The following is a 25783-nucleotide window of genomic DNA, read 5'->3' on the forward strand; positions in this document are numbered from 1 at the left end:
GCGACGCCGCTGACCGAACCATCCCGGCCTCTAGCGAACCTGACCGGCCGGTTCGGCCGCCGCCCATGAGGCGCTTCGCGCAAGAGAACGAGCTCAGATCTGAGACCGAGAAATGAACGGACCGCCATTTCTGGCGACCCACCCGGCGAACGTGCAGGTCAGGGTGGAGCCGCCTCGGAGAATCGAACTCCGGACCTATTCATTACGAGTGAATCGCTCTGCCGACTGAGCTAAGGCGGCGCTGCACGCCCGAGGGCGTACCGGCCCGAACAGTGTAGCGGGCTCAGGAGGGCGGCTCGTCCAGCGGGGAGCCGACGGCGCAGAGCGGGCAGGTCGGCGGCGGCCAGAGGTGGGACGGGACGGTGGCCAGGTGGTCGACCGGGACGCCGGCCAACCGGGCGGGCGCGTCGCCCAGGGCGAGGAACGCGGCGACGGCGACCACGGTGCCGCCGGCGGCCGCCAGAGTGTCGGCGGTGGCGGAGACGGCTGAGCCGGCGTTGATCGCGTCGTCGACAATCGCTATGCGGCGCCCGCTCACGTCGCCGGTCACCGTGTACGAGGGCGGCGTGGACCAGGCGAAGGCGGCATCGAGGGACTCGGCGACCAGCTGGGCAGCGTACGCGCCGCCGAGGAGTGGGCCGCAGACGACATCGGGATGTGCGGGCCGCACAAGGTCCGCGAGCGCAGCCGCATGAGGGCGCAGGATCCCCGGGCGGGCGAACAGCGCGTCCAGGTCAAGCCAGAGGTCACCGTGGTATCCGGACTCGAACGCATAGTGCCCGCGTCGGCCAGGGACGAGATCCAGCACGGACCCCTTTGTCGACTCAGTCAACGCCATCCGATCCCCGTCCTCAGCGGCCGAGGCCGAGATCCACGACCCCATCGACGCGGTCCCGCTTCGGCGGGACGAGGTCAGGACGGACCTCTCCGTCGGCCCTGTCAGCCCGGTCGACTGGACGCGGACCGCCTGGGGCCCAGGCGACGCGATCCCGTCGCCGTCCAGAACGGGACTACGAGCCCTCGTTCCAGCGTCGGTCCTCCTCGTCCATGCGCTTGTTGCGCTCGTGGAGCTCGGTGAGGCCGCGCTCGGCCTCTTCCTTCGACGCGTACGGGCCGAGCCGGGCCTCGCGGAACCCGCGCTTGGACGGGCCCTTCTCGGCGGCGCCCTTCTCGACGTTGTAATACCAGCTGTCGTCCAGATCGTTGGCCACGTCGTGATGATGCCCCGAGGATCAGGCGTTGTACCGCTCGTCGTGCGCGGTGCGGGGCGCGCAGACCGACTCGAACGAGCAGGAGCAGGCCCGGCCGCCGTCGCGCAGGCGCACCTTGACCGTCTCGCTCGGCACGTTGATCTCGACGACCCGGCCCGGGCCTTCGGGGGTGTCGACCTCGGAGCCGCGTGGGGGGACGGTCTCGTGCGCCTTGACGTACAGCGGGTGCTCGTACTTGAGGCAGCACAGCAGGCGGCCGCAGGCGCCGGAGATGCGCAGCGGGTTCAGCGGCAGGTCCTGGTCCTTCGCCATCCGGATCGAGACCGGCTCGAAGTCCTTGAGGAACGTCGCGCAGCAGAGGTCCCGCCCGCACGATCCGATCCCACCCTGCACGCGGGCCTCGTCCCGGGGTGAGAGCTGACGCAGCTCGACCCGGCAGGAGAGCGTCGCGCCGAGATCGCGCACCAGGCCGCGGAAGTCGACGCGGTGCGGCGCGGAGAAGTAGATCGTGGTCCGGTTGGTGTCGGGTACGTGATCCACGCCGACGACCTTCATCGGCAGCTTGTGCTCGCGGACCAGGCGCTTCGCCGCGACCCGGGCCGCCGCCTTGCGCTTGCGGATCAACGCGTCGCGATCGATGTCAGCCTGCTGGGCCACGCCGACGAGCACCGGCATGCCCATCGTGTCCTCGCTGACCCACTGCGGCGCCCACACGCACTCGGCGACCTCGGGGCCGTCGTCGGTCGGGATCAGCACCTTGTCGCCGATGGCGGGCGAGTACGGACCGGGGTCGAAGTAGTAGAGCCGGCCGTACCGCTCGAAGCTCACCGCGCAGACCATGCCCATGAGCCGACCTTACGGGCGCGCACCCCGTCGGCGTCAGGTCAGTCGCAGCGAGACCGTCAACGCCTCGACCGCGATCCGCGGTTTCACGTTGAGCTCCAGCGCCTCCCGGCAGCCCAGCACGGCGTCCAGCCGTTGCAGCACTCCCTCGGGGGTGAGCCGGGCGGCCAGGGTACGGACGTCCGCCGCCACGTCCGGGTGCGCGGGCCGGACCGCGGCGCCGCACTGGGCCACCAGCACGTCCCGGTAGAACGCGGCCAGGTCGACCAGGGCGCGATCCAACGCGTCCCGCTGGGCCCGGGTCGAGCGGGACCGCTGCCGCCGCTCCAGTTCCTTGATCGCGCCGGCGGTGCCCCGGGTCGCGGTCGCGGCGCCCTTGCCGGTGCCGCCCGCGCCGAACGCCTGCTTCAGTGCCTCGGTCTCCGGCCCGTCGAGCTCCGCCGACAGCGCCGCGGCCTCCTGCTCGGCCGCACGGACGAGCTCGTCGGCAGCGTCGAAGCAGGCGCCGAGGCTGGTCAGCCCTGCGGGGACGGACAGCACCGCGCGGCGGCGGGCCCGGGCCTCGGCGTCGCGAGCGAGGCGGCGGGCCCGGCCGACGTGACCCTGCGAGGCCTGCGCGGCCCACTCGGCGTCGGCCGGGTCGACACCGTCGCGGCGGATCAGCACGTCCGCGACCGCCTCCGGCGACGGTGTGCCGAGCGGGACAACCCGGCAGCGGGACCGGATCGTGATCGAGATGTCGTCGGGGTGGGTGGACGGCGCGCAGAGCAGGAAGACCGTCCGCTCCGGCGGCTCCTCCACCGCCTTGAGCAGCGCGTTCGACGCGGCCTCGGTGAGCCGGTCGGCGTCCTCGACCAGCACGACCTGCCAGCGGCCGAGCGACGGCAGCCGGCCCGCGGTCAGCACGATCGACCGCATCTCCTGCACCGCGATCGACAGGCCTTCGGGTACGACGATGTGGACGTCGGCATGCGTCTTGGTCTTCACGGTGTGGCACCCCGGGCACTCGCCGCAGCCGACCCCGCCGCGATCGCATTCCAGCGCGGCCGCGAACGCCCGGGCCGCGACCGATCGACCCGAGCCGGGCGGCCCGGTGAACAACCAGGCGTGGGTCATCGAACCGACCGCGGTCGCCTCGCCGATCACGATCTTGTGCGCGGCCGCGGCCGCATCCTGCAGGGTGGCGACCGCACGGGGCTGGCCGACGACCTCGTCCCACACCGTCATCGCGACTGTCCCCTGGGTACGTCGTCGGGCTCGGCCACGAGCGGCACCTCGGGCTCGCGCACCGGCATCACGCCCGCCGTGCCCACCGTCGGCACCGGCGGCGTCTCCGGCGGCACGCCCGCGACGGTCGCCCCATGCCCGGTCCTCGAACGCCGACTCCTCCACCGCAACGGCTTACTCGCCTCCGCGTCCACCGGCACCGGTCGCTGCGCCGCCATCCGCGCCGCGAGCCGCTTGCCGGCCGCCAGCCGGATCATCGTCGAGACCGTATGAGACTGCTGACCGGCGTCGATGACGAGGTAGTGGTCCGGCGTCGCCTCGGCCAGCGACCGGAACGCCTGCCGGACCCGCTGGTGGAACTCCAGCGACTCCCGTTCGACCCGGTCGTGCCCGCGACCGGCCGCCCGGGCCCGCTCCAGCCCGACCTCGGGGTCGATGTCGAGCAGGATCGTCAGGTCCGGCCGCAGCCCGTTGGTCGCCCACCGCGACAGCCGGCGGACGTCCTCGAGCGACAGCGCCCGGCCGGCACCCTGGTAGGCCAGCGACGAGTCCACGTACCGGTCGGTGATGACGACGTCGCCGCGGTCCAGCGCCGGCCGGATCACGGTGTCGACGTGGTGGGCGCGGTCGGCGGCGAACAACAGCGCCTCGGCGCGCGGGGTGAGGGAGCCGTCCGGGGAGTCCAGCAGGATCTGCCGGATCCGGACGCCGAAGTCGGTCGCCCCGGGCTCGTGCGTGGTGGTCACCGCGACCCCACGCTCGGTGAGCCACTCGGCCAGCCGGGCCGCCTGGGTCGACTTGCCCGACCCCTCGCCGCCCTCGAACGCGATGAGCATGCCGCCCTTGGACAGCCGCCGCCGCGTCCTCGTGTCCCCACGCAACGCGCTGACCACGTCCGGCACGACCGGCACACCGGTCCGGTCGTCCATCTGCCGGTACGACACGATGCCGCCGCCGACTGCAAGGAGACCGGCCGCGACGAGCAGGATCCGCGTCCCGTCCACGGTGAAGTCGATGACGCCGACGTTCACGGTCCGCTGCTTGAGCAGACCGACCAGGAACGGCGCCGCCGCCAGCGTGAGGATCAGGTCGACCCGGACCAGCGACTGGACGAACGCGAATGTCCGCCCGCGCACCTCGTCCGCGACCTCTCGACCGAGCAGCGTCGTGCCGGCCAGGTAGGCCGCGCCCGCACCGAAGCCGACACCGATCACGCAGATCAGGCTCAGGATCAGGTGCGGCATCAGCGCGACGAGCACCAGGCAACAGCCGGCGAAGATGATCGACAATCCGAACAGCCGTCGCCGGGACAGGTCCCGGGCGACGCGCGGCCCGAGTCCCATGCCGAGCCCGAGCCCGACGAAGACCGCCCCGAACAAGATCCCGTACGTCGCGTCGCCGCCGCCGAGGCTGGCCGAGTACGTCTTCCCGGTGCCGATCACCGCCCCGCCGGCCGCGAACGCGCCGAGGATGCCGACGACCAGGCCCCGCACGAGCGGCGTCTGACCGATGAACTCCCAGCCCTCGACCACCGACCGCAGCAGGCCTTGGGCGGGTGCCGCGCCCGCGCCCACCGATCGGCCGCTGATCTGCCGGATCCGCTGCACGGTCAACGCCGAAGCCAGGAAAGTCGCGGCGTTGATGTAGAGCGCGAGGTCGACCCGGTTGGCGTCGAAGAACTCGAACGAGTTGCCCAGCAGCCGGGTGAGCAGCGCCAGCAGCGAGAAGACGACGGCGGCTGCGACCGGCGTGATCCCGTACGTCGTGACCAGGCTGACCTGGTTCGCCTGCTCCAGCTGGTCCTTGCGGACCAGGTTGGGGACCGAGGCTTCCTTCGCCGGGATCCAGAACAGGCTGATGCATTCGACCAGGAAAGTCGCGACGAACAGCCACCAGAGCTGGCCGACCAGCGGGATCGACAGGAACAGCGCGAACCGGCCGATGTCGGCGACGACCATGAGCTTGCGCCGGTCGAACCGGTCCGCGAACGCCCCGGCCAGCGGCCCGAAGATGACCGCCGGCAGCAGCCGCACGACCAGCACGCCGCCGAGCGCGAAGTTCTCCGCCGCGTAGCCGCTGGCGAGCTCGGCCGCCAGCGCGGTCGTGGCGAGCAGGCCGAGCCAGTCGCCGAAGCTGGAGAACGACATGACCAGCCAGAGCCGGCGGAAGTCGCGCACGCGCAGGACCGCGCGGATCCGGTGCGTCGTCGACACCAGAGCGCGCTCGTCCTCCGCCGGCCGGGGTGGCCCGTCGGTGGCGCTGTCCGCGTCGATGACGACCTCCTCCGGGCGCGCTCGAGCCTGATTTGTCGGAGCCGACTGTATCGGCCGGGTCCGACGGATTCCGCGGCCGCGTCAGCCGTCGGGACCCCGGCTCTCGAAGTTCACCAGGACGGTGCGCAGCAGTCGCGCGAGCCGGTCCCGGTCCGGCTCGGACAGCCCCGCGAGCAGCTGCCGTTCCCGGTCGAGCAGGTCCGCGACGGCGTCGTCGGCGCGGTCCCGGCCCTGGTCGGCGAGCCGGATCCGGCGAGCGCGACCATCCTGCGGGTCCGGCCGGCGCTCGATCAGCCCGCGCGCCTCGAGCCGGTCCAAGCGGTTGGTCATCGTGCCGGAGCCGACGAGCGTCTCACGGACCAGCTGCCCCGGCGTCAGCTCGTACGGCGGGCCGGCCCGGCGCAACGCTGTGAGCACGTCGAACTCGTACGCCTCCAGGCCGTGCTCGGCGAACGCCGCCCGCCGCTCCCGATCGAGGTGCCGGGCCAGCCGGGTGACGCGCGAGAGCACCGCGAGCGGCGCGGCGTCCAGGTCGGGCCGCTCGCGCCGCCAGGCCTCGAGCAGTCCGTCGGTCTCGTCGCGCACGTTGACATGGTATCTCGACGTCGAGTTAAACTATCTCGACGTCGAGAGGAGTTGGAGATGTGGGACCCGAAGCTGTACGGGCGGTTCGCGGATCAGCGGAACCGGCCGTTCCACGAGCTGGTGGGCCGGATCGGGGCCGAGGCGCCCCGGTCGGTGGTCGACCTGGGCTGCGGTGACGGTTCGCTGACCGCGACGCTGGCCGACCGCTGGCCGGCCGCGGCGGTGCTCGGGGTCGACTCGTCGGAGTCGATGCTGGCCGACGCGGCGCCGCGGAAGTCCGACCGGCTGTCGTTCGAGCTGAACCGGATCCAGGACTGGCGTCCGTCCGCGCCGGTCGACGTGATCGTGTCGAACGCAGCGTTGCAGTGGGTGCCCGGCCACGTGACGCTGCTGCCGCGACTGGTCGAGGCGCTCACACCGGGCGGCTGGCTGGCATTCCAGCTGCCGGGCAACTTCGAGGCGCCGTCGCACGCGTCGCTGCGGACGCTGTGCAACTCGCCGCGCTGGAGTCCGCAGCTGGGCACCGCGGGGCGCTGGCCGACGATCACCGAGCCGGTCGAGTACGTCCGGGTGCTCTCCGATCTGGGCTGCACCGTGGACTCGTGGGAGACCACGTACGCGCAGGTGCTGCAGGGTGACGATCCCGTGCTCACCTGGATGCGAGGGACGGCGCTGCGGCCGGTGCTGGCGCGGCTGTCGGCCTCGGAGGCGGCCGACTTCGAGGCCGAGCTGGGCGCGATGCTGCGGAAGGCGTACCCGCCGCAGCCGTACGGGACCGTGCTGCCGTTCCGGCGGATCTTCGCCGTGACCCAGGTACCGGCGTGATCACCGGGCTGCACCACGTCCTGCTCGCGGCGCCGGCCGGCTCCGAGCCGGTGCTGCGGGCGTTCTACGGCGACCTGCTCGGGATGACGGAGGTGGCGAAGCCCGCGGGGCTGGCCGAGCGGGGCGGGGCCTGGTTCCGGTCCGGGACCGCGGAGCTGCACCTCGGCGTCGAGGCCGACTTCCGGCCCGCCCGCAAGGCCCATCCCGGCCTGCTCGTCGACGACCTGGACGCGCTGATGGACCGGCTCGGTGCGGCCGGGCATCCCGTGCGCTGGGACGGGGAGTTCCCGGGGCACCGGCGCTGCTACATCGACGACCCGTGCGGCAATCGCCTGGAACTCCTGTCCCGCCTTCCCGCCTGACTCTCCCGCCGGCCCCGGCGGAGGCCGGGGCCGTCGGCCGACCGGGTCGGGTCGGCGAGCGGCCCGCGCTGGCGGCCGGGATCGGCCTAGCTGACCGGGTCGTCTTCGAGCACGGGCGCCGCCTTCGTGGCCGGAGCCTTGGGCGCCGCCTTGTTCGCAGCGGCCTTCTTGGCCGGCGCCTTCTTGGCCGCCGCCTTCTTCGCCGGGGCCTTCTTCGCGGCCTTCTTCGCCGGGGCCTTCTTGGTCGCCTTCTTGATCGGCGCCCGCTCGCGCCGGTCCGCGAGCAGCTCGGCCGCCCGCTCGATGGTGATCTCCTCGACCGCGTCGCCCTTGCGCAGGCTGGCGTTCGTGTCGCCGTCGGTCACGTACGGGCCGAACCGGCCTTCCCGGACCACGACCTGCTTGCCGCTCGCCGGGTCGTCGCCCAGCTCGCGCAGCGGCGCCACCGGGGTGGCCGAACGACGGCCGCGGGTCTTGGGCTGCGCCAGCAGCGCCAGCGCCTCCTCGATCGTGACGGTGAAGAGCTGGTCCTCCCGCTCCAGCGAGCGGGACTCCTTGCCCTGCTTGATGTACGGCCCGTAGCGCCCGTTCTGTGCGGTGATCTCCTCGCCGTCCGCGCCGACGCCGAGTACACGAGGCAGCGTGAGCAGGCGCAGCGCCTCCTCCAGAGTCACCGTGTCGATCGACATCGAGCCGAAGAGGCTGGCGGTCTTCTCGCCGGACGACACGTACGGCCCGTACCGGCCGGCCTTGACCGTGACGTCCTCGCCGGAGTCCGGATCGGCGCCGAGGCTGCGCTCGCCCGACGGGGCGTCGAACAGCTCACCGATCTTCTCGGCGGTCAGCTCGTCCGGCGGCAGGTCCTCGGGCACGCTGGCCCGCTCGCCCTCGGCCCGCTCCATGTACGGCCCGTACCGGCCGACCCGGACGACGACGCCGCCATCGAGCGGGATCGAGTTGATGCCGCGGGCGTCGATGTCGCCGAGCCGCTCGGAGACGATCCGCTTCAGGCCGCCGGACCGGGCGATGCCGCCTTCCTCGCCACTCTCAGAGCCGAAATAGAACCGGGTGAGCCAGTCCACCGACTGCATGCCGCCGCCGGCGATGTTGTCCAGATCCTCCTCGACCGCGGCCGTGAAGTCGTAGTCGACGAGCCGGGTGAAGTGCTGCTCCAGCAGGTTGACCACGGCGAACGCGATCCAGGACGGGACGAGCGCGCTGCCCTTCTTCCAGACGTACCCGCGTTCCTGGATGGTGTGCAGGATCGACGCGTACGTCGACGGCCGCCCGATCCCGAGCTCCTCCATCGCCTTGACCAGGCTGGGCTCGGTGAAGCGGGCCGGCGGCGAGGTGGTGTGGCCCTGCGGGGTCAGCTCGCGGGCGTTCAGCGGCTGGTCCCGGAGCAGCCGCGGCAGCCGCCGCTCGCTGTCATCCCGGTCGGCGTCGTCGTCGAGGCTCTCGACGTACGCCCGGAGGAAGCCGGGGAACGTGATCGTCTTGCCGCTCGCGGCAAACTCGGCCCGCTCGCCGGTGGTGCTGGTGCCGGCCAGCCGGATCGACACGCTGGTGCCGACCGCGTCGGCCATCTGGGAGGCGAGGGTGCGCTGCCAGACCAGCTCGTAGAGCCGGAACTCGTCCGCGGACAGCTCGTCAGCGACGGCGCCCGGGGTGCGGAAGCTGTCCCCGGCGGGCCGGATCGCCTCGTGTGCCTCCTGCGCGTTCTTGACCTTGCGCACGTAGCGGCGGGCCTCCGGCGGCACGTACTCGTCGCCGTAGAGCTCCCGGGCCTGCTGGCGGGCGGCGGTCAGCGCTGTCTCGGACAGGTTCGTCGAGTCGGTCCGCATGTAGGTGATGTAGCCGTTCTCGTACAGCCGCTGGGCGGTGCGCATCGTCCGCTCGACCGTGAACCGCAGCTTGCGGCCGGCCTCCTGCTGCAGCGTGCTGGTCATGAACGGCGGGTACGGCCGGCGCCGGTACGGCTTCTCCTCGACCCGGGTGACGGCGAACGCGGCGTTGCTCAGCCGGGCGACCAGGCCGCGGGCGCCAGGCTCGTCCAGGTGCACGACGTCGCTGCGGGTCTTGCCGGTCTCGGGGGCGAAGTCCCGTCCGGTGGCGATGCGGCTGTCATCGAGCGCGACCAGGGTGGCGGTGAACGTCGACGGGTCGCCCTCAGCCGGCTTCTCGGTCAGCGCGAACAGACCTTCGATGTCCCAGTACTCAGCGGACCGGAACTTCATCCGGGCCCGCTCCCGCTCGACCACCAGCCTGGTCGCGACCGACTGGACCCGGCCCGCCGACAACTTCGGCATGACCTTCTTCCAGAGCACCGGGCTGACCTCGTAGCCGTACAGCCGGTCGAGGATGCGCCGCGTCTCCTGGGCGTCGACCAGGTCGGCGTCGATCTCGCGGGGGTTCTCCACCGCACGCCGGATCGCCTCCGGAGTGATCTCGTGGAAAACCATCCGGCGGATCGGCACCTGCGGCTTCAGCGTCTGGACCAGGTGCCAGGCGATGGCCTCGCCCTCCCGGTCCTCGTCCGTGGCCAGGTAGAGCTCGGTCGCATCCTTGAGCAGGTCCTTGAGCTTGGTGACCTGCTGCCGGTGGTCGGCGCTGACCACGTAGAGCGGCTCGAAACCGTGGTCGACGTCGACGCCGAGGCGGGCCCAGGACTCGCCCTTGTACTTGGCCGGAACGTCGGCGGCGTTGCGCGGCAGGTCCCGGATGTGACCGATGCTCGACTCGACCACGTAGCCGTCGCCGAGGAAGCCCGAGATCATCCGCGCCTTGCGCGGCGACTCGACGATGATCAGCCGGAGGCCGTCCTTCGCGGCGGCGCGAGAACGGCCGCGACGGGCTGGCGTCGCGGGGGCTTCGGTGTCGATCGTGCTCACGGTGCTCCAGGTCTGCGTCGTGCTGCGGGTGGGGACTCGCTAGGCGGCCCCGAGCGCAGTGTGCGGGGTTCAGACCGCACTCTGTCAAACCGACGGAACGGTCGGTCAGCTCGGGCGGTTCCCGATGGCTTGTTATCCGTGCGTCACATCAGGGTGCTCGACAGTCGCCAAAGCTTCGAGCAGCAGGGCCGCCGAGACCTGCGTCCCGAGGCTCGCCTCGCCGCTCACCGGCTGCCGCCAGTCGGACCCGATCGGGGCTGCCGCCGCCGCGGCAACGGCGCCTCCGCTGCTGGTCAGAGCGGCGCGCACCTGTCGGGCCACGGCACCGTCCGGATCAGGATCAGCCAATACCAAAGCGCCGAGATAGTGGGCGAATATTCCCTTGAAGACCGAGGAGTCCCCCATGCCCTCGTTCGGCAGAACTCCCCCGGACGGGTCGGCAAAATGATCCAGCGCCGCGGCCGCCGTCCGCCGGGCCCGATCGAGATGACCCCGATCGCCGGTCAGCTGCCACAGCTCGGTCTCCGCACCGACCACCGTCCCCTGGTTGTACGTCCACAACGTCCGGTCCGGCCCGGGTTGCTCGGCCGGGTGAACGCCGTCCCAGACCATCCCGCTGGCCGGGTCGACCAGCGTCGCGTACTGCCAGTCGGCAATCCGGCGGGCCCAGTCCAGGTCGGCCGGATCCCGGTAGCGCCGGTGCAGCTTGGCGGCGAGGATCGCCGACGGGGCGTTGGCCGGCGTGTTCGTGTACGGCCGCGGGTCCTCACGCCGCCAGACGATGCCGCCGTGCCGCTCGTCCCACCCCGCTCGGATGTCCGACCACAGCTCCCGGACCAGCCCGCCGGTGTCGGCGCCGGCGACCTCGTCGGCCCGCAACAGCGCGATCCCCATCCAGGCCATGTCGTCGTAGTAGCGGTTGACGATCGTGCCGCCGTTGCGGCGCACGATGCCGCCGACGTTGGCCCGGATCCGGTCCCGGAGCCCTGTCGACCCCGTCCGCGCCGCAGCGTCCACCGTGACGTCCAGAGCGTGGGCCTGGATCCAGTAGTCCCAGCTCAAGCGGACCGCGAACCGCTGCCGTCCGGGCTTGTCCTGGTAGAGGGCGAAGCGAGGGTGCCAGAACCGCTCGGCGAGCACCCGCTGCGCCGCATCCGCGGCCTCGGCCCAGCTCATGCTGCTTCCCCCGGCCGGGTGACGCCCGCGCCGTGGCCGACCACGACGCGCGCGATGTTGCGCAGCGACTCCGAACCGGGATCGAAGTAGCCGGTGTGAGCGCCGGCCAGCTGAACCGGCCAGGGCCGTCCGGGTTCCGGATCGGTCCGGATCGGGGTGGCCCCGAAGGCCGCGTCCCCTGGGTCGGCGCCGAACACGCCCAGGTCCGCGACCGGGTCGAACGGTGCCTCGCCCACGTACACCCGCCGGCCGGGCAAGCCGAGCTCGCGGGCGTTGCCGGCGAGCACGCCCGGACTGCCGACCAGCACCAGGTCGTCCGCCCGCTTCGGGCCGGCCTGGGCGGCCGCTCCGACGACCGTGCTGCCGTAGCTGTGGCCGACCAGGGTGACGTGCGGCAGCCCGCCGCCGTCCACGCTCCGGCCCGAGTCGAAGGAAGCCAGGTCCGCGGCGAGCATCCGGCCGCCCGCCCGGGCCCGGGTGGCGAACGGGACCTCGCGCCAGTCCGGCGCCGCGTATCCGAGCCAGGCGATCGCCGCGCTGGACTCGTCGGACTGCCGACCGGCCTCGGCCAACAGGTTCCCGGCTCGATCGACGGTCCCACCGACTCCGTGGACGGCGTCGTCCCCCATGCCCGGGACGAGGACGGCGACGTGCCGCGCGCGGTCGACGTCGCCGAGCCCGATCGCAACCCGGCCGACGCCGCTCAGGTCAAGGGTGAGCAGCCGCGCGCGACGACCGGCGAGGGCTCGCTCGACGGCCTCGGCGATCGTGAGCATGGAGCGGACGACGGCGTACCTCGCCTGGTGCGCGGGAAGCAGGGGGCCGGTCGTCAGGAGCTGGTCCCGTTCGGCCCGCAGTCGCGCGAGCAGGGTCGCGAGCTGCCGTCGGTTGGCCGCGTCGCGGATCTCGGCCGGTAACCCGGCGAGGCTGCCCAGCGTGGCCGGCTCACGGGCCAGCAGCTGACGACGCAGCTCGGGCGGCAGAGCGGTCCACCAGTGCGCGACCTCGGCCGCGGTCGAGTCCGGTCCGGGCAGGCGAGCGGCCGGAGACGTCGTCCGGACCGCATCCAGACCGGCGCTGATCCGACCGTCGACCGCAGCCGCCAACGCCCGGCCCTCGTCGGCTTCGCGGGGCGACTGGGCGGCGCCGCCGGCCAGCCTGGCCGCCTCGGCGATGCAGTGCAGACCGGACCGGACCACATCCGCAGCCTGCCGCAGGAGCCCGGCCAGGCCGCTCACCCGGACGGTCGCCGCACGTACTCGGGGGCGGGCATGGTCGGCGGCGGAACCGCTCCAGCCGGCCAACCGGGACTCGGTCGTGCTCAGCCGCTCGTAAGCCCGGTCGAGCTCGTCGGCGAGCCGGAAGAGCTGCCGCACACCCCGGTCGCAGGTCGCGGCGTCCCAGTCCCGCGCCTCGGTGGTCATGCGGCCCTCCCGGATCGCTCGATGCCGGTCACGATCGACCGCTCGACCTCGCCGTACTCCCGGGCAGCTGTCGTCAGCGCCCTGCCGAGGTGGCCGAGGTCAACGGCGGTCGCCCGGGCCTCGGACGCCAGCAGCGCGGCGGCGTGGTCGGCAGCCGTGGCGGTGCGCGAGCCGGGGAGGGCCGCGGCGACGGTTCCCAGCGCGCGGGTGACCTCGGCGGCGGCGTCGGCCAGCGCCGATCGCTCAGCGATGAGGGAGCGACCGGCCTCGGCCAGCACCTGCGGCTCCACCTGCAACTCGGACATGGCGCCGACAGTAGGGCGGTGTCAACCGGGGCGCGAACGGGTCTCCACAGGCGACGGTTCTGTCCACAGACGACGGTGCCGGGCTTGCCGTCAGCCGGGCCAGTCGGTTTCCGGTGCCCGGGCCGGCCGCTCGCCGACGTACTCGCCCAGCCGGGTCAGCCGCCGGCGCCCGGTGACCCGGTAGGCCGGCCCGCCTGCACGGGGGCCGACGAATGCACCGGCGATGCCGGCCCGGGCCAGCGCCGAGCCGACCGGCTCCCAGACCTGGGGGTCGTGCGGGCTCAACCGGAGCAGGTAGCCGTGCTCATCCCGGCGTCCCGCACCAATCGCCCACATACGGAGCCGCGATCCGTCCAGCGTGAATCCCGGCGGCACGGCCTTGACCGCGCCCCGGATCCAGCGCTCCGCAACGGGCTGCAACGCCAGACTGAATGGCGTTCGGACCGAGGTCACGCCGTCCTCCTCCGCCACCTCACCGCGCAGCCCACGCTCGTCGTACGCGTGGAGCACCTCCTCCACCCGCCACCGGTCCTCGACCAGCACGGATAGCCGGGCCGTACCCCCGAACCGGACGACCTGGCCCACGCCGAGCAGCAGCCCCTCGAGGTCGTCCACCCCGGGTGGGCGCACCCCGGCGGTGAGGAAGGACAGCTGCCCAGGCACAGTCGGGAGCGTAGGCGGTCAGGTGCCGGACAGGCGCTGGCAGGCCGGGTCCGCACGGAACGCCCGGTTCAGGCCGGAGTCGGTGTACGTCCGTCCGAGATCGTCGAGGGTCGTCCCGACCTGGGTGAACAGGGCACCGAGGGAGTCGCGGACCTTCCGGGCGCCGGCCGCGTACGCGGTGAGGTTGCCGGTAGGCAGCGCGGCGAAGCTCCTCTGCGCGGCGCTGAGACCCGTCCGGGTCCGTTCCAGCGCGGCGGCGAGGTCGCGGGAGTAGCCCTGCCCGCGGTCGGCCTTGGGGGCGCCGGCCGACTTGACCGAGCCGAGCAGTTGGTCCGTGCGGCGGACCGTGGCGGTGAAGAACCGCGCGTACCGGGCCCGGACGGTGGCGACGTCGTTGGCGCCGTCCAGGCTGTGGGTCAGCTCCGCGCTGTCCGCTGCGACCCCGTCCCGCCAGCCGATCAGTCCGGAGCAGACGGTCTGCGCGTACGCCGCCGGTTCCACGATCCCGGCGTCCTTCGCCCCGCAGGCGGACAGAAGTGCGGCAAGTACGGCGAAGGCGGCAATCGGGCGAAGCACGGCGGACACCCTACGGACCGGCGGACACCGATGGCGGCCGCCGGTCCGATCGGGCTCAGACCTCCGTCGTCGCCGGCTCGGCGCCGACCGCGACCGACCGCCGCTTCGAGATCGCGATGGACCCGGCGATGATCGCCACGGCCAGGACGGCCAGGCCGATACGCAGCGCCTTATTGGCGTCGGTGCCGATGCTCAGCTGCACGACCGCCGGGGCGATCAGCAACGACACCAGGTTCATGACCTTGATCAGCGGGTTGAGCGCCGGGCCCGCGGTGTCCTTGAACGGGTCGCCGACGGTGTCGCCGATGACGGTGGCCGCGTGGGCCTCGCTGCCCTTTCCGCCGAACTGGCCGTCCTCGACCAACTTCTTCGCGTTGTCCCAGGCACCGCCGGAGTTCGACAGCATCACGGCCATGAGCACGCCGGTGGCGATCGCGCCGGCCAGGTACGAGCCGAGCGCGCCGGCACCGAGACCGAAGCCGACCGCGATCGGCGCGAGCACCGCGAGCAGCCCCGGGGTGATCAGCTCCCGCAGCGAGTCCTGGGTGCAGATGTCGACAACCCGGCTGTAGTCCGGGCGCTCACTGAAGTCCATGATCCCGGGCTTGGTCCGGAACTGCTCCCGGACCTCGAAGACCACCCGGCCGGCGGCCCGCGACACGGCGGTGATGGCGAGCCCGGAGAACAGGAACACCACCGAAGCGCCGATGATCAACCCGACCAGGTTGGTGGGATCGGCGACGTTGAGGACGCCCGCGTACTGCAGCAGGTCGAGGTTGCTGACTCCGGTGACCGAGTCGATCCCGGTCTTGGCCACGGCGGTGCTGACCGCGTCGGTGAACGACCCGAACAGCGCGGTCGCGGCCAATACCGCGGTCGCAATCGCGATGCCCTTGGTGATCGCCTTGGTGGTGTTGCCGACCGCGTCGAGCTCGGTCAGCACGCGCGCCGCCTTCTCGTCGATGTCGTGGGACATCTCGGCGATGCCCTGCGCGTTGTCGCTCACCGGTCCGAAGGTGTCCATCGAGACGATGACGCCGACCGTGGTGAGCAGGCCCGTGCCGGCGAGGGCGACCGCGAACAGGGAGACGACGATCGAGCCGCCGCCGAGCAGCGAGGCGCCGTAGACCGCGGCGCCGATGAGGATGGCCGAGTAGACGGCAGATTCCAGGCCGATCGAGAAACCGGCCAGGATCACCGTCGCCGGACCGGTCAGCGACGAGCGGCCGATGTCCCGGACGGGTCGCCGGCTGGTCTCGGTGAAGTACCCGGTGAGCACCTGGATCGCCGCCGCCAGCACGAGGCCGATGAGCACCGCGACGATGGCGATCACCCGTGGGTCCTTGCCACCGGCCGAGTTCAGCACCGCGTCGCTCACGCCGTCGAGGTCGGAGATCCGCCCCGGCAGGAAGATGAACGCGGCCAGCACGACCAGCACGGCCGAGATCAGCGCCGAGGCGAAGAAGCCCCGGTTGATGGTCTGCAGGGCATCGCGGTCGGACGCACGCGGCTCGGTCAGGAAGATGCCGACGACCGCGGTGAGCACACCGATGGCCGGCACGACCAAGGGAAAGATCAGCCCCTCGGAGCCGAACGCGGCCTTACCGAGGATCAGCGCGGCGACCAACGTCACCGCGTACGACTCGAAGAGGTCGGCGGCCATGCCCGCGCAGTCGCCGACGTTGTCGCCGACGTTGTCCGCGATCGTCGCAGCGTTGCGGGGGTCGTCCTCGGGGATGCCGGCCTCGACCTTGCCGACCAGGTCGGCACCGACGTCCGCGGCCTTGGTGAAGATGCCACCGCCGACCCGCATGAACATCGCGAGCAGCGCGGCGCCGAAGCCGAAGCCCTCGAGCACGGTCGGGGCGTCCTGGTTGTAGACCAGCAGCACGATCGAGGCGCCCAGCAGACCCAGGCCGACCGTGAGCATGCCGCAGAAGCCGCCCGTCCGGAACGCGATCCGCATCGCGTCACGACTGCCGGTCGCCCGGGCCGCCGCGGCCACCCGGACGTTGCCGCGGGTCGCGAGCGTCATCCCGAAGTAGCCGACGAGCGCCGAGAAGCAGGCGCCGACCACGAAGAAGACGGAGCGGCCGATGCGGACGCTGGCGCCGCCATCGGTGACCGGCAGGATCAGCAGGAGGACGAAGACGATGAGGACAAAAGCGCTCAACGTCTTGAACTGCCGGTTCAGGTACGCCGCGGCGCCCTCCTGGACCGCCCGGGCGATGTCCTGCATCCGGGCCGTGCCCTGGTCGGCGCGCATGACCTGGTTGTAGAGGTAGAGGGCGAACACGAGCGCACCGAGGGCGATGGCGGCGATGACCACTACGACGAAGTAGTCCGCGCCTGCGATCTCCGGGGCCTCCGCCAGGGAAAGCGGGAGCAATGCGTCCTCCTGTTAGACGACGTTGGCGAACAGCCACAGGACGCCGGACGGCGGGTGGAGCTGGTCGTTAGAGCGTGCGCTGACCGGACACATGCGGTCCCGCGCAGATCGCGCGGAGTTTACGGGAGCATGACCGGTCCCCCAAGACGGACCTTACTTGTGCGACCGGAATCACAGCTTTGTGGCATTTATGTCGCATACTGTCGGCCGTGCCCGGATTGCCTCAGGCCAGCGGCCACGACATGGTCACCCGCGTCCCGCCGTCGATCTCCTGATCGACCACGAGATCCTGGACCACCGCCCCGAGCAGCGCCAGACCCAGAGCGTCCCCGCTCGGGTCCGCCCACGGGATCGAACCACCCGCGCCGTTGGCCATCGCGGTGAGCTCGTCTCCCGTGCCGGTCTTGGCACCGTCGACCACGGACACCCGGAACCGGCCGGCCTCCGCGAACTCGACGGTCACCGGCGCGGTCACGCCCTGCCGCTCCTGCATCCGCACCGCCCGGGCGCAGGCCTCGCCCACGGCAAGGCGGACCTCGTCGAGGTTGTCCTCGCCGACCCCGCTCCGCCGGGCCATGGCCGCCGCGATCAGCCGCGCTGTCCGCACGTGAGCCGGGCTCGGCGGCAGACGGAGCGTGACGGTGACGTCGGTGTCAGCGGCGATCCCGCTCATGGCCTCAGCCTGCCGACGGACTGGCGAGCGCTTCGTCCACCGTCGAGTGCACGGTGAAGACCTCGTCCAGGCCCGTGATCCGGAACAGCTTGAGGACCCGCTCCTGCGGACAGACCAGCGACAGACTGCCGCCGACCTCCCGGGCCCGGTTGAGACCGGCGACGAGGACGCCCAGCCCGGTCGAGTCGAGGAACTCGACCCCACCGAGATCGATGACCAGCTGATGCTGACCCGAATCGAGAAGATCGGCGATCCGGTCCCGCAGGGCCGGCGCGGTGTAGACGTCGACCTCCCCGGAGACAGCCAGAACCGTATGCCCGGCCTGGTCACGGGTGTTCAACGTGAGGTCCATGGCGCACCTCCGCGTAAGTTGGCGACGTGAGACGAGCGTCGGTCCGCCGACCGGGCTCTACTGCTTGCCCCCGATCTAACCAAAGTCGCGAGCGCGAAAGTGAGTGACGTGGTCCGTACGCGCGCGCCGGAGGGTGCCACCCTCCGCGGGCAAGATCTGCTCGACCGCGTCCTGGCCGGTAGCCGGTACAACCCGGTGACGCATGTGGAGCAGGTTCCGCCCCGGCCCGGGCGGTCCGCGGACTGGCCGGACTGGGCCCCTGAGCTGCTGGCGGACCGGTTCCGGGCCCGGGGCATCGCCCGGCCCTGGGAACACCAGGCGGCCGCCGCGTCGCTGGCCTACGCCGGCCGGTCGGTGGTCGTCGCGACCGGAACCGCCTCGGGCAAGTCGCTGGCCTATCAGTTGCCGGTGCTGTCCGCTCTGCTCGCCGACGGCAAGGCGACCGCGCTCTACCTCGCCCCCACCAAGGCTCTGGCCGGCGACCAGCTCCGGTCGCTGCGCTCGCTGGTGCTGCCCGACGTCAGGGCTGCGTCCTTCGACGGCGACACGGCTCCGCCGGAGCGGGACTGGGTTCGTGCCCATTCCCGGCTGGTGCTCACGAACCCGGACATGCTGCACCGCGGCATCCTGCCGTCGCACACACGATGGGCGGCCTTCCTGCGCCGGCTGAGGTACGTGGTGATCGACGAGTGCCACACCTACCGCGGCGTCTTCGGCTCGCACGTCGCGCACGTGCTGCGGCGGCTGCGGCGGATCTGCGCTTCCTACGGTGCGTACCCGACCTTCGTACTCGCCTCGGCGACGGTCGCGACGCCGGCGATCTCGGCCAGCCGACTCACCGGCCTGGAGGTCGAGGAGGTGACGCAGGACGCATCGCCCCGCGGGTCGACCGCCTTCGCGCTCTGGGAGCCGCCGCTGACCAACGGCCACGGCGAGCACGGCGCCCCGGTCCGGCGTCCCGCCGGGGCCGAGGCTGCCCGGCTGCTGGCCGACCTCGTGATCGAGGACGCCCGGGCGCTGGCGTTCGTCCGGTCCCGGCGTGGGGCCGAAGTGCTGGCCCTCACCACCCGCCGCCATCTGGCCGGCGCCGCGCCGGAGCTCGCCCAGCGGGTGGCCGCGTACCGGGCCGGCTACCTGCCGGAGGAACGCCGTGCATTGGAGACGGCGCTGGCGAACGGGACGCTGCTGGGCGTCGCGGCGACGAACGCGCTGGAGCTCGGCATCGACATCGCCGGGCTGGACGCCGTCGTGCTGGCGGGCTTCCCGGGCACGCTCGCCTCGCTCTGGCAGCAGGCCGGACGCGCGGGCCGGGAGGGACTCGGTGCGCTGGTCGTCTTCGTGGCCCGGGACGACCCGCTGGACACGTACCTCGTGCACCACCCGGAAGCGGTCTTCGGCCGCCCGGTCGAGGCGACGGTCCTGGACCCGGAGAACCCGTACGTGCTCGGTCCGCAGCTCTGCTGCGCCGCCGCCGAGCTCGCCCTCACCGACGCCGACCTGCCGATGTTCGGCGGGCCGGCCGCCGAGGCGGTGCTGCCGGACCTGGTCCGCCGCGGCCTGCTGCGGCACCGGCCCACGGGCTGGTACTGGACGGCACGCGCCCGACCGGACCTCGACATCCGCGGGACGGGCGGCGAGCCGGTCCGGGTCGTGGAGGGCGGCACCGGCCGGGTGCTCGGCACGGTGGACGCCTGGGCCTCGCACACCACCGTCCATGCCGGCGCCGTCTACCTGCATCAGGGCGTCTCGTACCTGGTCGACGAGCTGGACCTCGAGGCCGCCGTCGCCCTGGTCCACCAGGCCGAGCCTGACTACTCGACCTCGGCCCGGGACACCACCGACATCCGGGTGGTGTCGACGCTGCGGGAACGCGACCTCGGGGAACTGACCCTGCACCACGGGACCGTCGACGTGACCAACCAAGTCGTGTCGTACCTGCGGCGTCAGCATCTGACCGGTCAGGTGCTCGACGAGACCCCACTCGACCTGCCCAAGCGGGAGCTGCGGACGAGGGCCGTCTGGTACACGCTGTCCGACACTGCGATCGCCGCGGCCGGCCTGCATCCGGCCGACGTCCCGGGTGCCGCCCACGCCGCCGAGCACGCCGCGATCGGACTGCTTCCCCTGTTCGCCACCTGCGACCGATGGGACATCGGCGGCGTCTCCACGGCCCTGCATCCCGACACCGGTCGCATGACGATCTTCGTGTACGACGGACAACCGGGGGGCGCCGGCTTCGCTGCCCGCGGCTACGACACAGCTCGCGAATGGCTGCTCGCGACACGTGAGGCGGTGAACGCCTGCGAGTGCGAGGCGGGCTGCCCGTCGTGTGTGCAGTCGCCCAAGTGCGGCAATGGGAACGAGCCGCTGGACAAGGCCGGCGCCGTACGCCTGCTCGACGCCGTGCTCACGTCCTTGCCATCCTGATGCCAGGCGTTTCGCGCGTTCGGAGCAGCCGACGCTTGCCGATCGGCGCCGACGGGTATGTCCACCGCAACACGGACGAGGGACGAACCCGTCCACTCGAAGAAAGGAGCTGATCACCGTGGCGGTTCTAGGTCTCATCCTGCTCGCCGGTGCCGGCGTGCTCACCGCCGCCGTAGTCACCAGCAACACCGACTCGCTCGCAGTCTCGCTCTGGGGTGTCTCCGTCTCGAACGTCACTCTCGGCGTCGTCTTCGTCGCCGGCATGATCACCACCGTCCTCGCTGTCGTCGGCCTCGGTCTTCTGATGGGTGGCATGCGGCGCAACCGCCGGCTGCGCAAGGAGCGGCGGACGCTGCGGCGCGAGAACGAGGAACTCGCGCAGCGCGTGGACTCCACGCCGGAGACCACCACCGTGCCGCCCACCCGGTACGAGGAGCCTCGGCTCTCCGACCGCTCGCGCACGGACGCTCCGGTCGTCGATGACCGGACGCGCGTCCAGCCGCCGGTCGACGCCAACTACGAGGCGGCCCCGCCCGTCGAGGACTCCACCGCCCCGCGACGCCGGTCGTTCCTGCCGCGCCGTGAGGAGCGCACGACGACCGACACGGTGTCCCGGGACTCCTGATCGGCTTCAGCTGAGGGGTGGGCGGCGCGGACAGCGCCGCCCACCCCTTCCTCATGTCACGGCAGGTCCTCCATCGGACCTGCCCGAGCCCTGGCCGTCGCCTCCCGGACACCCAGACCACCGAGACGGATCGGCCGGGACACCACCACCTCGACGTCGTCTCCGACCACACGGCACACCTGAAGGACCGCGCCGTTTCGGCCGGCGATCGAGGTCGCGGCACGGCAGGCGCGCGACGTGCCGTCGGGCACTCGGACCGCCGCTGCCAGCGCTGCCAGATCGGCCGCCGTCTCAACGCGGTGTCGGCCGACGACCGCGCTGCCGTAGAGAACGGCCGCCGAGCAGCTCAGCCAGATGAGGCCGGCCAGGGCGGCCGCCCAGATGGTGACGCTGCCCCGGTCACGGCACACCGCTGGACTCCGGCTCCCTCGACGCGACGGCGGTGGCCTTGACGGTGAAGACCGGGAGCAGACCTCCGGTGCGGCCGGCCGCTGCCGACACTGTCACCTGGACATTGTCGCCGGCGTTCGCGACCGTCACCGTCGCTCCCGCCGGTGCCACTCGCATGGCGGCCGATCCGGCCCCCGCGACGGACTCACCACGGGCCGCCGCCCGGGCTCCCTCCCGCGCGGCGTCGACGCAACGCAGTTGCGCGAGCATCACCGACACGGCGGTAAGTCCGGCTGCGATCACCAGCACCAGAGCCGGGAGCACGACGGCCAACTCCGCGGTGGCCATCCCGCCATCGCGCCGCCTGGTCATCCCTGGGAGAGGGCGCGCTTGACGATCGCCGTCAGGGCGGTCAGCACCGTGCCGCTGGTCACCACCTTGTAGAGGATTCCGGCGAACGCGACGGCGGCGATCAGTCCGACCGCGTACTCGGCGGTGGTCATCCCGTCGTCGCGCCGGTAGGTCGCCCGGAACTTCTTCAGCATGGATTCGCTCCTCTCTCGACGCCGCCCGGTGCGGCGTGCGGGACCGAGCATCCGCGGCGGCGGGGGCCCGGGCCAGCCTTGTACTACAAACTGTGGACAGATCTCTCCACTGTGGATGATCGATGAATTCTGTCAGTGCTCTGTGCTAGCGCGGGGACGCCTTGTCCACAGGCCTTCGCTTCATCCACAGATTGGGCTCTGGACTCGCGATCCGTTGCGCCACAGCGGTTTGCTTCTCCGGCGTGCACCGAAGGAGGAGCAATGACCCGAGAGAGCCGACCGCTGGTACTCACCGCGGACACCGAGTTGCTCGACGACCTGCTCGGAATGGCGGCGGCGGTCGGAGTAGCGGTCGACGTGTCCGTCGAGCCGGCCGTCTGTCGTCCACAGTGGACCCAGGCGCCGCTGGTGCTGGTCGGCGCGGACCTGCTGGAGACGCTATCGATGGCCCGACTGGAGCGGCGCCCGGGCGTACTCCTCCTCACGAGAGGATCACCGTCGGACGCTCTTCGCGACACCGCGACGATGATCGGCGCCGAGGAGACGATCGGGTTGCCGAGCGGCGAAGCCGGCCTGCTCGATCGACTCGCCGACCTGGCCGAGCCCGCGGCCCGCGCGCGCGTCGTCGGGGTCGTCGGTGGTCGTGGCGGGGCCGGCGCGAGCGTGCTGGCGGCCGGTCTCGCGTTGACGGCCGCGCTGCGCGGACCGTCCTGGCTCGTGGACCTGGATCCGCTCGGCGGCGGAGCCGACGCCGGGCTGGGAGCCGAGCTCGCACCCGGAGCCCGGTGGGCCGACCTGGGTGTGCTGAGCGGACGGCTGTCCCCCACCGCCCTGTATGAGGCGGTCCCGACTGTGCACGGCCTCGCAGTGCTGGCCGCAACCGACGCCGCTGAACTGACACCGGACGCGGTGCGGGCCGTGGTTGCGGCGGCGAGCCGGGGCGGTGGCACGATCGTGCTCGACCTTCCCCGGCACCGTACGGCGGGCCGTGACGAGGCACTGACCGCCGCCGACGAGCTTCTCGTCGTGATACCGGCAGAGGTCCGATCGGTGCTGGCGGCACGACGCGTCGTCGACGGGCTCGGCTCAACGCCGGCGCCACGGGCAGTCGTGCGAACCGGGCCGGGGGCTCTCCCCAGCCGAGAGGTGGTTCGCGGGGCCGACCTGCCGTTCGCGGGTGAGCTGGCGGACGAAGCCGCGGTGCGACAGGCGGTTCAGGTCGGCAACGGCGCCGGTCTGATCCGGGGCACCCGCCTCGGTGAACTGTGCGAGCACCTGCTGGGCCGGACCGGCGCCGTCCGGGAGGCGGCATGAACGCCGAGGCACTGGAGCGGGTGCGACGCCGACTCGTCGACACCGGCGCGCCGCCCGGCCGCGCTGCCATCGCCGCCCTGGTGAGGCAGGACGCGGGTGGCCTCGCCGGTCACGGTCAGGTCCTCGACCTGGTACGTGAAGCGGAATCAGAACTGGCCGGGGCCGGACCGCTGCAACCGCTTCTTCAGCAGCCGGGAGTAACCGACGTGCTGGTCAACGCGCCCGACAGTGTGTGGGTCGATCGCGGGGCCGGCCTGCAGCGCTCGGCCGTCCGGTTCCCGAGTGAGGCGGCGGTCCGCGGGCTCGCCCAACGACTGGCGGCAGCGGCCGGCCGGCGTCTTGACGACGCAAGCCCGTACGTGGACGCGGCGCTGCCGGACGGAACGCGGCTGCATGCGGTACTGCCGCCGGTCGCGCCGGGCGGCACCTGTCTGTCGCTGAGGACGTTCACGGCGAAGGCCTTCACCATTGCCGAGCTGGAGGCGGCCGGAACGCTGCGGCGAGGTGCCGCTGGACTGCTGTGGGCGATCATCCGGGCGCGGGCCGCGTTCCTCGTCAGCGGCGGTACGGGATCGGGCAAGACGACCCTGCTCGCCAGCATGCTCGGACTGGTCGATCCGGCCGAACGGCTGATCCTCGTCGAGGACGCGCCTGAGCTGCGCCCCGCCCACCCGCACGTGGTCCGGCTGACCGCGCGTCCGGCGAACGTCGAGGGCGCCGGTGAGGTGTCCCTGCGCGATCTCGTCCGCCAGGCACTGCGGATGCGGCCCGACCGGCTCGTGGTCGGCGAAGTTCGCGGCGGCGAGGTCGTGGAACTGCTGACGGCGCTGAACACCGGTCACGCCGGCAGCAGCGGGACGCTGCACGCCAACAGCGCCGGGCAGCTGCCGGCCCGTTTGGAGGCGTTGGGCGCGTTGGGACGGCTGGACCGGCATGCAGTCCGCAGCCAGGTGGCTGCGGCACTCCAGGTCGCGATCCATCTCGACCGGCTCCCGGACGGGCATCGGGTGCTGGCCGAGATCGGCGTCTTCCGACGGGACGGCGAGGAGATGCGGGTGGTACCGGCCTGGCGGCACGACGCGGGTCCGGTCGACGCCTGGGCCGATCTTGCCCGCATCCTGGAGCCGCACCTCGAACGGAGCGGTCCGTGACCGGCGTCGCGCTCGCTCTCGCGGCCCTGGCACTCGGTCTCGTCGCCCGGCCATCTCCGGGGACCTCCCGGCTCCGGGCGCTGCACGGCGGTGCGGGATTCCGGCGGCCGACTCGGATCTCGGGGCCGACGGGTCGGACCGGGACGATGGCGTGCGCGACGGCAGGCGCCGCGGCTCTGGCGGCCTGGGCCCGGCTCGGGTTCGGGAACGCGGTGCCAGTGCTCCCGGCGGCGGCCGGCGGCGTGGCCGCAGCGACGGCATGGGTTGTACTGCGTCGCGGTGCCGTGGAACGCCGGGACCGGCGGGCCGCGGCCGAGATGGTCGAGGCGGTCGGCATGCTCGCTGCCGATCTCAGGGCCGGTCAACGACCGGCCGAGGCGTTGGCGGCCCTCGACGGGTCTCCTGCTGTCGCGCATCGCGCTGTCCGGGCGGTGTGGACGGTGTCCGAGCGAAGTGGGGCTCCGGCGGCCACGGTCCTCGACCGGGTCGAGCAGGATCTGCGGTCCCGGGAGTCTGAGAAACGCGAGGTGGTCGCGCAGCTGGCCGGCGCCAGGTCGACCGCCGGGCTGCTGGCGATCCTGCCGGTCCTCGGAATAGGCCTGGGCGCGGCGATGGGAGCCGAGCCACTGACCGTGCTGCTCGGGCAGCCGCACGGCCAGCTGGCACTCGTGGTCGGCGTCGTCCTCGAGGCCGTCGGCGTGCTCTGGACGGCACGGATCGTCGCGGCTGCCCAAGGAGCCCGATGAACGCGGCCGCGCCCTTGTTGATGGCTCTGTCACTCGCGTTGATGGGTCGACGCCGTCGTATCCGTCCAACCCGGCGGGCAGGGCGGGTCGACGGCCGGCGAATGACCCGACCGGCGGCGGGCGCCCTCGGTGTCGCGACGGCGCTGGTCGTCGGAGGCCCGCTCGGTCTCGGCATCGGCGCAGGAGCCTTCGTGGCCGCCGACCGGGTTCTGCGGAAGCTGGAACCGGCGAAGGTTCGGAAGGATCGGGAAGACCGTCAGGCCGACCTCCCGCTCACGCTCGACCTGCTCAGCGTGTGCCTGCAGGCGGGCATGCCGCTGGTGGCCGCCCTGGAAGCAGTGGCGGCCGCGCTGCCCGGGCCGTTCAGCGAGGATCTGGGTGTCATCGCCGGGCTCCAACGACTCGGGACGGCCGCGCCGGCGGCCTGGGCCGGGGTGGCCGCTGACGACGACCTCGCGCCGGTGGCAAGGGCGGTCGGCCGGTCCGCTGAGAGCGGCAGCCGATTGGGGGTCGCGTTCGACCGGCTCGCCGCGAGCCGGCGGTCCGGACTGGCCGCGGCCGGGCTGGCCCGGGCCCGCAGTGCCGGTGTCCTGGCGATGGCGCCGCTCGGACTCTGCTTCCTGCCGGCCTTCGTCTGTCTCGGGATCGTGCCGATCGTCCTGTCGCTCGCCAAGGAGGTGCTGCCGTGACCGAACCGACCGCGGACATGAGACGGCCCCCGCCTGGGGGGATAGCGGGGGCCGTCGAAGCCCGGCTCCGGGGGGTTGAGCCGGACGATTGGCGTGGAGCAGCACGAGGCACACCCCACCT

The 25783-nt window shown here is 72.4% G+C and carries 26 protein-coding genes and 1 tRNA gene; 8 read left to right on the top strand and 19 right to left on the bottom strand.

The annotated features are described in order from the left end of the window. Positions 1-164: 164 nt before the first annotated feature. The 7 genes from VGP36_15480 to VGP36_15510 all read right to left on the bottom strand — a co-directional run bounded on the left by VGP36_15480 (position 165) and on the right by VGP36_15510 (position 6139). Positions 165-240 (bottom strand) — tRNA-Thr (locus VGP36_15480). 43 nt (positions 241-283) lie between these two features. Further along, positions 284-838 (bottom strand): hypothetical protein, encoded by a 555-nt coding sequence (locus VGP36_15485; GenBank protein HEV7656116.1) that lies wholly within the window; start codon positions 836-838, stop codon positions 284-286. 172 nt (positions 839-1010) lie between these two features. Continuing rightward, positions 1011-1211 carry a hypothetical protein gene (locus tag VGP36_15490; protein HEV7656117.1) on the bottom strand — a complete coding sequence of 67 codons (201 nt, stop codon included), beginning with the start codon at positions 1209-1211 and terminating at the stop codon, positions 1011-1013. A gap of 21 nt (positions 1212-1232) precedes the next feature. Beyond that, positions 1233-2057, bottom strand: coding sequence for a regulatory iron-sulfur-containing complex subunit RicT (gene ricT, locus VGP36_15495; protein HEV7656118.1), 825 nt, complete (start codon positions 2055-2057; stop codon positions 1233-1235). 33 nt (positions 2058-2090) lie between these two features. Next, positions 2091-3281 (bottom strand): DNA polymerase III subunit delta', encoded by a 1191-nt coding sequence (locus VGP36_15500; protein HEV7656119.1) that lies wholly within the window; start codon positions 3279-3281, stop codon positions 2091-2093. Next, entirely contained in the window at positions 3278-5494 is a 2217-nt protein-coding gene (gene tmk / locus VGP36_15505) for a dTMP kinase (GenBank protein HEV7656120.1), read from the bottom strand. Before tmk ends, VGP36_15500 begins: the two co-directional genes overlap by 4 nt. Before the next feature lie 141 nt (positions 5495-5635). Beyond that, on the bottom strand, positions 5636-6139 hold the full coding sequence (locus VGP36_15510) for a MarR family transcriptional regulator (GenBank protein HEV7656121.1): 504 nt from the start codon (positions 6137-6139) through the stop codon (positions 5636-5638). Between the two features lie 57 nt (positions 6140-6196). Between VGP36_15510 and VGP36_15515 the strand changes: the two genes are divergently transcribed. Beyond that, positions 6197-6964, top strand: coding sequence for a trans-aconitate 2-methyltransferase (locus VGP36_15515; protein HEV7656122.1), 768 nt, complete (start codon positions 6197-6199; stop codon positions 6962-6964). Continuing rightward, a complete protein-coding gene (locus tag VGP36_15520; GenBank protein ID HEV7656123.1) occupies positions 6961-7326 on the top strand; it encodes a VOC family protein in 366 nt (121 codons plus the stop codon). Before VGP36_15515 ends, VGP36_15520 begins: the two co-directional genes overlap by 4 nt. Before the next feature lie 86 nt (positions 7327-7412). Here the strand turns inward: VGP36_15520 and topA are convergent, their stop codons facing one another. The 9 genes from topA to VGP36_15565 form a co-directional block, all read right to left on the bottom strand. Beyond that, on the bottom strand, positions 7413-10133 hold the full coding sequence (topA, locus tag VGP36_15525; GenBank protein ID HEV7656124.1) for a type I DNA topoisomerase: 2721 nt from the start codon (positions 10131-10133) through the stop codon (positions 7413-7415). Between the two features lie 216 nt (positions 10134-10349). Next, the gene (locus tag VGP36_15530; GenBank protein HEV7656125.1) at positions 10350-11393 is read right to left on the bottom strand and encodes a glycoside hydrolase family 76 protein; all 1044 of its coding nucleotides are present in this window, start codon (positions 11391-11393) and stop codon (positions 10350-10352) included. Beyond that, the gene (locus VGP36_15535; protein HEV7656126.1) at positions 11390-12817 is read right to left on the bottom strand and encodes an alpha/beta fold hydrolase; all 1428 of its coding nucleotides are present in this window, start codon (positions 12815-12817) and stop codon (positions 11390-11392) included. Before VGP36_15535 ends, VGP36_15530 begins: the two co-directional genes overlap by 4 nt. Then, a complete protein-coding gene (locus tag VGP36_15540) occupies positions 12814-13122 on the bottom strand; it encodes a hypothetical protein (GenBank protein HEV7656127.1) in 309 nt (102 codons plus the stop codon). The genes VGP36_15535 and VGP36_15540 overlap by 4 nt, the downstream gene beginning before the upstream one ends. Before the next feature lie 90 nt (positions 13123-13212). Continuing rightward, positions 13213-13785, bottom strand: a complete 573-nt coding sequence (locus VGP36_15545) for a hypothetical protein (GenBank protein HEV7656128.1) — start codon at positions 13783-13785, stop codon at positions 13213-13215. A gap of 18 nt (positions 13786-13803) precedes the next feature. Then, positions 13804-14361 carry a hypothetical protein gene (locus VGP36_15550; GenBank protein HEV7656129.1) on the bottom strand — a complete coding sequence of 186 codons (558 nt, stop codon included), beginning with the start codon at positions 14359-14361 and terminating at the stop codon, positions 13804-13806. 55 nt (positions 14362-14416) lie between these two features. Next, positions 14417-16750 carry a sodium-translocating pyrophosphatase gene (locus VGP36_15555; GenBank protein HEV7656130.1) on the bottom strand — a complete coding sequence of 778 codons (2334 nt, stop codon included), beginning with the start codon at positions 16748-16750 and terminating at the stop codon, positions 14417-14419. Between the two features lie 223 nt (positions 16751-16973). After that, positions 16974-17423: an ATP-binding protein gene (locus VGP36_15560; protein ID HEV7656131.1), complete on the bottom strand. Its 450-nt coding sequence runs from the start codon at positions 17421-17423 to the stop codon at positions 16974-16976. Positions 17424-17427: 4 nt separating this feature from the next. Further along, a complete protein-coding gene (locus tag VGP36_15565; protein ID HEV7656132.1) occupies positions 17428-17775 on the bottom strand; it encodes an STAS domain-containing protein in 348 nt (115 codons plus the stop codon). Between the two features lie 108 nt (positions 17776-17883). On the opposite strand from VGP36_15565, the gene VGP36_15570 reads away from it, so the two are divergent. Together VGP36_15570 and VGP36_15575 are read left to right on the top strand one after the other, a co-directional pair. Further along, positions 17884-20202, top strand: a complete 2319-nt coding sequence (locus tag VGP36_15570) for a DEAD/DEAH box helicase (GenBank protein HEV7656133.1) — start codon at positions 17884-17886, stop codon at positions 20200-20202. Positions 20203-20320: 118 nt separating this feature from the next. Beyond that, positions 20321-20827 carry a hypothetical protein gene (locus VGP36_15575; protein HEV7656134.1) on the top strand — a complete coding sequence of 169 codons (507 nt, stop codon included), beginning with the start codon at positions 20321-20323 and terminating at the stop codon, positions 20825-20827. A gap of 56 nt (positions 20828-20883) precedes the next feature. Here the strand turns inward: VGP36_15575 and VGP36_15580 are convergent, their stop codons facing one another. From VGP36_15580 to VGP36_15590, 3 genes are read right to left on the bottom strand one after another with little or no spacing between them, the layout of a single operon-like run. Next, the gene (locus tag VGP36_15580) at positions 20884-21237 is read right to left on the bottom strand and encodes an Rv3654c family TadE-like protein (GenBank protein ID HEV7656135.1); all 354 of its coding nucleotides are present in this window, start codon (positions 21235-21237) and stop codon (positions 20884-20886) included. After that, complete coding sequence (locus tag VGP36_15585) at positions 21227-21565, bottom strand: TadE family type IV pilus minor pilin (protein ID HEV7656136.1); 339 nt, start codon at positions 21563-21565, stop codon at positions 21227-21229. Before VGP36_15585 ends, VGP36_15580 begins: the two co-directional genes overlap by 11 nt. Positions 21566-21585: 20 nt before the next feature. Continuing rightward, positions 21586-21762, bottom strand: a complete 177-nt coding sequence (locus VGP36_15590) for a DUF4244 domain-containing protein (protein HEV7656137.1) — start codon at positions 21760-21762, stop codon at positions 21586-21588. 261 nt (positions 21763-22023) lie between these two features. On the opposite strand from VGP36_15590, the gene ssd reads away from it, so the two are divergent. The 4 genes from ssd (at position 22024) to VGP36_15610 (ending at position 25662) form a co-directional block, all read left to right on the top strand. Beyond that, the gene (gene ssd / locus VGP36_15595) at positions 22024-23076 is read left to right on the top strand and encodes a septum site-determining protein Ssd (GenBank protein ID HEV7656138.1); all 1053 of its coding nucleotides are present in this window, start codon (positions 22024-22026) and stop codon (positions 23074-23076) included. Then, a complete protein-coding gene (locus VGP36_15600; GenBank protein HEV7656139.1) occupies positions 23073-24227 on the top strand; it encodes a TadA family conjugal transfer-associated ATPase in 1155 nt (384 codons plus the stop codon). Before ssd ends, VGP36_15600 begins: the two co-directional genes overlap by 4 nt. Before the next feature lie 284 nt (positions 24228-24511). Beyond that, positions 24512-24973 carry a type II secretion system F family protein gene (locus VGP36_15605; protein ID HEV7656140.1) on the top strand — a complete coding sequence of 154 codons (462 nt, stop codon included), beginning with the start codon at positions 24512-24514 and terminating at the stop codon, positions 24971-24973. Then, positions 24970-25662: a type II secretion system F family protein gene (locus VGP36_15610; protein ID HEV7656141.1), complete on the top strand. Its 693-nt coding sequence runs from the start codon at positions 24970-24972 to the stop codon at positions 25660-25662. Before VGP36_15605 ends, VGP36_15610 begins: the two co-directional genes overlap by 4 nt. The last annotated feature ends 121 nt before the right edge of the window (positions 25663-25783 follow it).

The sequence above is a fragment of the Mycobacteriales bacterium genome (assembly GCA_035995165.1).
In the GTDB taxonomy this organism is placed as follows: domain Bacteria; phylum Actinomycetota; class Actinomycetes; order Mycobacteriales; family CADCTP01; genus CADCTP01.

Excerpts from the sequence above, each read along its gene's own strand:
- VGP36_15485 (HEV7656116.1), bottom strand. The coding sequence starts at position 838 with ATGGCGTTGACTGAGTCGACAAAGGGGTCCGTGCTGGATCTCGTCCCT.
- ricT (HEV7656118.1), bottom strand. The coding sequence starts at position 2,057 with ATGGGCATGGTCTGCGCGGTGAGCTTCGAGCGGTACGGCCGGCTCTAC.
- VGP36_15500 (HEV7656119.1), bottom strand. The coding sequence starts at position 3,281 with ATGACGGTGTGGGACGAGGTCGTCGGCCAGCCCCGTGCGGTCGCCACC.
- VGP36_15515 (HEV7656122.1), top strand. The coding sequence starts at position 6,197 with ATGTGGGACCCGAAGCTGTACGGGCGGTTCGCGGATCAGCGGAACCGG.
- VGP36_15530 (HEV7656125.1), bottom strand. The coding sequence starts at position 11,393 with ATGAGCTGGGCCGAGGCCGCGGATGCGGCGCAGCGGGTGCTCGCCGAG.
- VGP36_15535 (HEV7656126.1), bottom strand. The coding sequence starts at position 12,817 with ATGACCACCGAGGCGCGGGACTGGGACGCCGCGACCTGCGACCGGGGT.
- VGP36_15540 (HEV7656127.1), bottom strand. The coding sequence starts at position 13,122 with ATGTCCGAGTTGCAGGTGGAGCCGCAGGTGCTGGCCGAGGCCGGTCGC.
- VGP36_15560 (HEV7656131.1), bottom strand. The coding sequence starts at position 17,423 with ATGAGCGGGATCGCCGCTGACACCGACGTCACCGTCACGCTCCGTCTG.
- VGP36_15565 (HEV7656132.1), bottom strand. The coding sequence starts at position 17,775 with ATGGACCTCACGTTGAACACCCGTGACCAGGCCGGGCATACGGTTCTG.
- VGP36_15585 (HEV7656136.1), bottom strand. The coding sequence starts at position 21,565 with ATGGCCACCGCGGAGTTGGCCGTCGTGCTCCCGGCTCTGGTGCTGGTG.
- VGP36_15590 (HEV7656137.1), bottom strand. The coding sequence starts at position 21,762 with ATGCTGAAGAAGTTCCGGGCGACCTACCGGCGCGACGACGGGATGACC.
- ssd (HEV7656138.1), top strand. The coding sequence starts at position 22,024 with ATGACCCGAGAGAGCCGACCGCTGGTACTCACCGCGGACACCGAGTTG.
- VGP36_15600 (HEV7656139.1), top strand. The coding sequence starts at position 23,073 with ATGAACGCCGAGGCACTGGAGCGGGTGCGACGCCGACTCGTCGACACC.
- VGP36_15610 (HEV7656141.1), top strand. The coding sequence starts at position 24,970 with ATGAACGCGGCCGCGCCCTTGTTGATGGCTCTGTCACTCGCGTTGATG.